Below are 5750 nucleotides of genomic sequence, written 5' to 3'. Positions count from 1 at the left end.
GCGGCGGACACCGGCCAGCAGCAGCACCGGCCACACCTTGAGCATCGCGCCGATCCCGGCGACGACGCCCGCCGCCCTCGGGTGCCGGGCCGCCGCGAGCAGCGCCGCGACCGCGACGGCGGTGACCATCACGTCGTAGCGCGCGTACACCGTCTGCCCGAGCAGCGGCAGGCCCGCGACCCACACCCACACACCGCGCCGCGACTTGCCCTGGCGCTCGGCGACGTACAGGAGCATCAGGAAGACGGCGGCGTCCGCGAGGAACGCCATCAGGAAGAAGGCCGAGGTGTAGTCGAGGAAGGAGAGCACCGCCGGGGAGAGGATCGCGACCGCCGCGGCCGGCGGGTACTGCCAGGTGACGTCGTCCAGAGGGAACGTTCCTGTCCGCAGGATGTCGGACCAGCCGTGGTAGATGACGGAGACGTCGCTGGTCACGTCCGGTCCGGGGACGACGAGGACCTTGAAGACGCACAGCAGCAGCAGCGCCCTGGTCAGCGCCCAGGTGATCAGGACCGCGGCGGGATTTCGCGTCTTCATTCGAACCATCATGCCGGGACGAACCGTGTGGTGGCCATGGACCGAAGCGGCGTGGCGCGTCCTTCGGACGGGTTCGGTACTGTCTGCGGCGATGCACAAGACAAACAAGACGCTGGTCGTGACCAACGACTTCCCGCCCCGGCCCGGCGGCATCCAGGCCTTCCTGCACAACATGGCGCTGCGCCTGGACCCCGAGCAGCTCGTCGTCTACGCGTCCACGTGGAAGCGCGGCACGGAGGGGGCCGAGGCGACCGCGGCATTCGACGCGGAGCAGCCGTTCACCGTCGTACGCGACCGGACGACGATGCTCCTTCCGACGCCGCGCGTGACCCGGCGCGCAGTGGGCCTGCTGAAGGAGCACGGCTGTACGTCGGTGTGGTTCGGGGCGGCCGCACCGCTCGGCCTGATGGCGCCCGCGCTGCGCAAGGCCGGCGCGCGGCGGCTGGTGGCGACGACGCACGGGCACGAGGCCGGCTGGGCCCAGCTGCCCGCCTCGCGCCAACTGCTGCGCCGGATCGGCGAGTCGACGGACACGATCACCTACCTCGGCGAGTACACGCGGTCGCGGATCGCGTCCGCGCTGACGCCCGCGGCGGCCGCGCGGATGACGCAACTCCCGCCGGGGGTCGACGAGAAGACGTTCCACCCGGGGTCGGGCGGCGACGCGGTGCGCGCCCGCCTCGGACTCTCGCAGCGCCCGGTGGTCGTGTGCGTCTCGCGGCTCGTCCCGCGCAAGGGACAGGACACGCTGATCCTGGCCATGCCGCGCATCCTCGCCGCGGTACCGGACGCGGTGCTGCTGATCGTGGGCGGCGGCCCGTACGAGAAGGAGCTGCGCAAGCTGGCCGAGGAGACCGGGGTCGCGGACTCCGTGCGCTTCACGGGGGCCGTGCCGTGGGAGGAACTGCCCGCGCACTACGGGGCCGGTGACGTCTTCGCCATGCCCTGCCGCACCCGCCGCGGGGGCCTCGACGTCGAGGGCCTCGGCATCGTCTACCTGGAGGCTTCCGCGACGGGCCTGCCGGTCGTCGCGGGGGACTCCGGCGGGGCGCCCGACGCGGTCCTCGACGGGGAGACCGGCTGGGTCGTGCGGGGCGGGTCCCCCGAGGACGCGGCCGACCGGATCGTGGCGCTCTTGAACGACCCCGAGCTGCGGCGCCGCATGGGGGAGCGGGGGCGCGAGTGGGTGGAGGAGCGGTGGCGCTGGGACCTGCTGGCCGAGAGGCTGCGGGGGCTGTTGTAGCGCCGTCGCGTCTGCCGGGCCGGTGTCTCGTTCGCGACCGCGGCCCGGTGGGGCTTCTCGCGCAGTTCCCCGCGCCCCTGGAAGGCAGCAGGCCTTCCAGGGGCGCGGGGAACTGCGCGCTCAGCCACGACGAAACGTGCACCCGCCGACGGCGAAGAAGCTCCATGGCGCCGGGGCGCCTCAGCCCCGGTAGATCGCCTCGATCTCGTCGGCGTAGTCCTTCGCCACGACGTTGCGCTTCAGCTTCAGCGACGGGGTCAAGTGCCCCGAGTCCTCGGTGAACTGCGTGCCCAGGATGCGGAACTTGCGGACCGACTCCGCCTTCGACACCGCCGCGTTGCCGTCGTCCACGGCCGACTGGATCGCGGCCAGCAGATCCGGGTCGTCGAGCAGGGCGGCCGTCGTCACCCCTGAGGGCTTGCCGTGGTCCTCGGCCCACTTGCCGAGGAACTCCTCGTCGATGGTGACGAGGGCGCCGACGAACGGGCGGCCGTCGCCGACCACCATGCACTCGGCGACCAGCGCGTGCGCGCGGATGCGGTCCTCGATGACGGCCGGGGCGACGTTCTTGCCGCCCGCCGTCACGATGATCTCCTTCTTGCGCCCGGTGATCCGGAGGTAGCCGTCCTCGTCGAGCGTGCCGATGTCGCCGGTGTGGAACCAGCCGTCGGCGAGCGCCTCCTGCGTCGCGCCCTCGTTGTTCCAGTAGCCGGTGAACAGGTGCTCGCCGTGCAGCAGGACCTCGCCGTCGTCCGCGATGCGCACGACGGAGCCCGGCAGGGGCTGGCCGACCGTGCCGATCTTCTGGCGGTCCCACGGGTTGAAGGCCGTCGCCGCACAGGACTCGGTCAGGCCGTAGCCCTCCAGGACGGTGAAGCCGATGCCGCGGAAGAAGTGGCCGAGGCGCTCGCCCAGCGGGGCGCCGCCGGAGATCGCGTACTCGCCGCGGCCGCCGAGCACCGCGCGCAGCTTGCTGTAGACCAGCTTGTCGAAGGTCTTGTACTTGACCTTGAGGGCGAGGGACGGGCCCTTGGGGGTGTCGAGCGCGCGGCTGTACTCGATCGCCGTGTCGGCGGCCTTGTCGAAGATCTTGCCCTTGCCGTCGGCCTGCGCCTTGGCCCGCGCCGAGTTGTAGACCTTCTCGAAGACGCGCGGGACGCCCAGGATCAACGTGGGCCTGAACGCGGCGAGTTCGTCCGTGAGGTTCTTGATGTCGGGGGCGTGGCCGAGCTTGATGGGGGCCATCAGCGAGGCCACCTCGACCAGGCGGCCGAAGACGTGCGCCACCGGGAGGAAGAGGAGGACCGAACACTCACCCGTACGGAAGAGGGGTTTGAGGCGCTCCACCACGTTGCCGCACTCCGCGAAGAAGCTGCGGTGGGTGAGGACGCAGCCCTTGGGGCGCCCGGTCGTGCCCGAGGTGTAGACGATCGTCGCCGGGTCGTCGGCCTTCGCCGAGGCGCTGCGCTCGTCCACCGTCTCGTCGGGGACCGCGGCACCGGAGCGGTTCAGCTCGTCCACACCCCCCGCGTCGATCTGCCAGATGTGCCGCAGCTCCGGCAGCCGGTCGCGCACGGAGGCGACGGCAGCGGCGTGGGCGTCCGACTCGACGAGGATCGCGACCGCTCCGGAGTCGCCGAGTATCCACTGGATCTGCTCGGCCGAACTCGTCTCGTACACCGGGACGGTGACCGCGCCTGCGCTCCAGATCGCGAAGTCGAGCAGCGTCCACTCGTAGCGCGTACGCGACATCAGGGCGACCCGGTCGCCCGGCTGCACGCCGGACGCGATCAGGCCCTTGGCGGCGGAGAGCACCTCGGCGAGGAACCGGACGGACGTCACGTCCTGCCAGGTGCCGTCGACCTTGCGGCCGATGACGGCGACATCGGGATGCTGCGCGGCGTTTCTGCGGACGATGTCGGTCAGATTGCCGTCCGCAGGGACCTCGTACAAAGCCGGAAGGCTGAACTCGCGCAAGACTGCTGCTCCTCATAGGGCGCCGGCGCCACGACTCTGTGTGTGCTGCGTCGGTACGGTCCAAGATCGGGCAGGTGCTCAGGCCCTTGACATCTCGACAATTGAACTGAGCACGACCGGACTGCCCGGACGTTACCCACCGGTACCGCTTTTTCGGTAGGGGGTCCAGGCCAGATGTTCGCTGCGTCACACGTCATGGCGGTGCTCTGCGCACAGTAGTCCACGTGTTTCCCGACTCGGAAGTAACTGCAGGTCCGGCCCCCTCTACCCACCTTTGACCCATCGTCCTAGGGTGATCGGCATGCGCGTACATGTAGTCAGCGATGTGCACGGAAACTCCACCGACCTCGCACGGGCCGGCGAGGGCGCCGACGCCCTCGTCTGCCTCGGTGACCTGGTGCTCTTCCTCGACTACGCGGACCACTCGCGCGGCATTTTTCCCGACTTGTTCGGAGCCGAGAACGCACACCGCCTCGTGGAGCTGCGCACCGCCCGCCGCTTCGAGGAGGCGCGCGACCTCGGCGCGCAGCTGTGGGCGGGCATCGACCGGCGCCCCGCCATCGAAAAAGCGGTGCGCAAGCAGTACGCGGAGCTGTTCGCCGCCTTCCCCTCTCCTACGTACGCCACGTACGGCAACGTCGACATGCCGCAGCTGTGGAGTGAGTACGCCGGCCCGGGCACGACCGTCCTCGACGGGGAGCGGGTGGAGATCGGCGGCCGGGTCTTCGGCTTCGTCGGGGGCGGCCTGCGGACGCCGATGCGCACCCCCTACGAGATCGACGACGACGAGTACGCCGCCAAGATCGAGGCCGTGGGCGAGGTCGACGTGCTGTGCACGCACATCCCGCCGGAGGTCCCCGAGCTGGTCTACGACACCGTCGCGCGCCGCTTCGAACGGGGCAGCCGGGCCGTCCTGGACGCGATCCGCCGCACCCGGCCCCGCTACGCGCTGTTCGGCCACGTCCACCAGCCGCTCGCCCGGCGCGCACGGATCGGCGCCACGGAATGCGTGAACGTCGGCCACTTCGCGCGCACCGGCCGGCCCTGGGCCCTGGAGTGGTGACGGCGCGGCCGTCCGCGCGCGATAGCCTTCACGCGAGACACCCGTATGTACGCCGGACCGCATCTGGAGGAGCCCCCGCGATGGCGGAACACACCAGCTCGAGCATCACGATCGAGGCGGCACCGGCCGATGTCATGGGCGTGATCGCCGACTTCGCCCGCTACCCGGACTGGACGGGCGAGGTGAAGGAGGCCGAGGTCCTCAAGACCGACGACGCCGGCCGCGCCGAGCAGGTCCGCCTCGTCATGGACGCCGGCGCGATCAAGGACGACCAGACCCTGCAGTACACGTGGACCGGGGCCGACGAGGTGTCCTGGACCCTCGTCAAGTCCCAGATGCTGCGCTCGCTCGACGGGTCGTACCTGCTGAAGCCGGCCGGTACGGGGACCCAGGTCACGTACTCGCTGACCGTCGACGTGAAGATCCCGATGCTCGGGATGATCAAGCGCAAGGCGGAGAAGGTCATCATCGACCGGGCGCTCGCCGGGCTGAAGAAGCGGGTCGAGTCGGGCAAGTAGTCCGACCCCGGCGGGCGTTGTCCGCCCAGGTAGCCTCGGTCCCCATGCGTACCCTTCTCGTCACCGGTCCGGGCGGCAGCGGCCGCACCACCGTCGCCGCCGCCACCGCCCTGAAGGCCGCCCGTGACGGGCTGCGCACGCACCTGATCACCGAGGACGCCGTCGGCGACCTGCCCGGGGTCGACATCACCCGGCTCGTCCCCGCGGACGGTTTCCGGGACGATCTCCTCGCCCTGCAGGAACGGGCCGGCACCGCCCTCGACCTGCTCGGCGCGGCCCGGCTCGACGCCGAGGAGCTCACCCCGCTGCCCGGCAGCGCGGAGCTGGCCCTGCTGCGCGCCCTGCGGGACAGCGCCGAGGGCCCCCACGACCTGGTCGTCGTCGACCTGCCGCCCGCCCCGGAGGCCGTCGC

Annotated in this window: 6 protein-coding genes; 4 read left to right on the top strand and 2 right to left on the bottom strand. The window is 71.1% G+C overall.

From position 1 onward, the window contains the following. Positions 1–537, bottom strand: a 537-nt coding sequence (locus G3I40_RS35755; RefSeq protein WP_164558999.1) for a glycosyltransferase 87 family protein, incomplete at its 3' end; no start/stop codon positions are given. Positions 538–628: 91 nt separating this feature from the next. Between G3I40_RS35755 and G3I40_RS35750 the strand changes: the two genes are divergently transcribed. Continuing rightward, positions 629–1780: a glycosyltransferase family 4 protein gene (locus G3I40_RS35750; RefSeq protein ID WP_164558998.1), complete on the top strand. Its 1152-nt coding sequence runs from the start codon at positions 629–631 to the stop codon at positions 1778–1780. Positions 1781–1960: 180 nt separating this feature from the next. On the opposite strand, the gene G3I40_RS35745 is transcribed toward G3I40_RS35750, so the two are convergent. Beyond that, complete coding sequence (locus G3I40_RS35745; protein ID WP_164558997.1) at positions 1961–3757, bottom strand: AMP-dependent synthetase/ligase; 1797 nt, start codon at positions 3755–3757, stop codon at positions 1961–1963. Positions 3758–4058: 301 nt separating this feature from the next. On the opposite strand from G3I40_RS35745, the gene G3I40_RS35740 reads away from it, so the two are divergent. The 3 genes from G3I40_RS35740 to G3I40_RS35730 all read left to right on the top strand — a co-directional run. Continuing rightward, complete coding sequence (locus tag G3I40_RS35740; RefSeq protein WP_164558996.1) at positions 4059–4820, top strand: metallophosphoesterase; 762 nt, start codon at positions 4059–4061, stop codon at positions 4818–4820. Positions 4821–4900: 80 nt separating this feature from the next. Continuing rightward, positions 4901–5338, top strand: a complete 438-nt coding sequence (locus G3I40_RS35735; RefSeq protein ID WP_164558995.1) for an SRPBCC family protein — start codon at positions 4901–4903, stop codon at positions 5336–5338. Positions 5339–5382: 44 nt separating this feature from the next. Continuing rightward, positions 5383–5750 (top strand): ArsA-related P-loop ATPase (locus G3I40_RS35730; RefSeq protein WP_164558994.1); only part of this gene is annotated, 368 nt, incomplete at its 3' end.

Origin of the sequence: Streptomyces sp. SID14478, from assembly GCF_010548525.1 — a bacterium.
Taxonomy (GTDB): Bacteria; Actinomycetota; Actinomycetes; order Streptomycetales; family Streptomycetaceae; genus Streptomyces.
The sequence above is the reverse complement of the archived record's forward strand: the minus strand, read 5'-3'. Positions and strand labels throughout refer to the sequence as shown.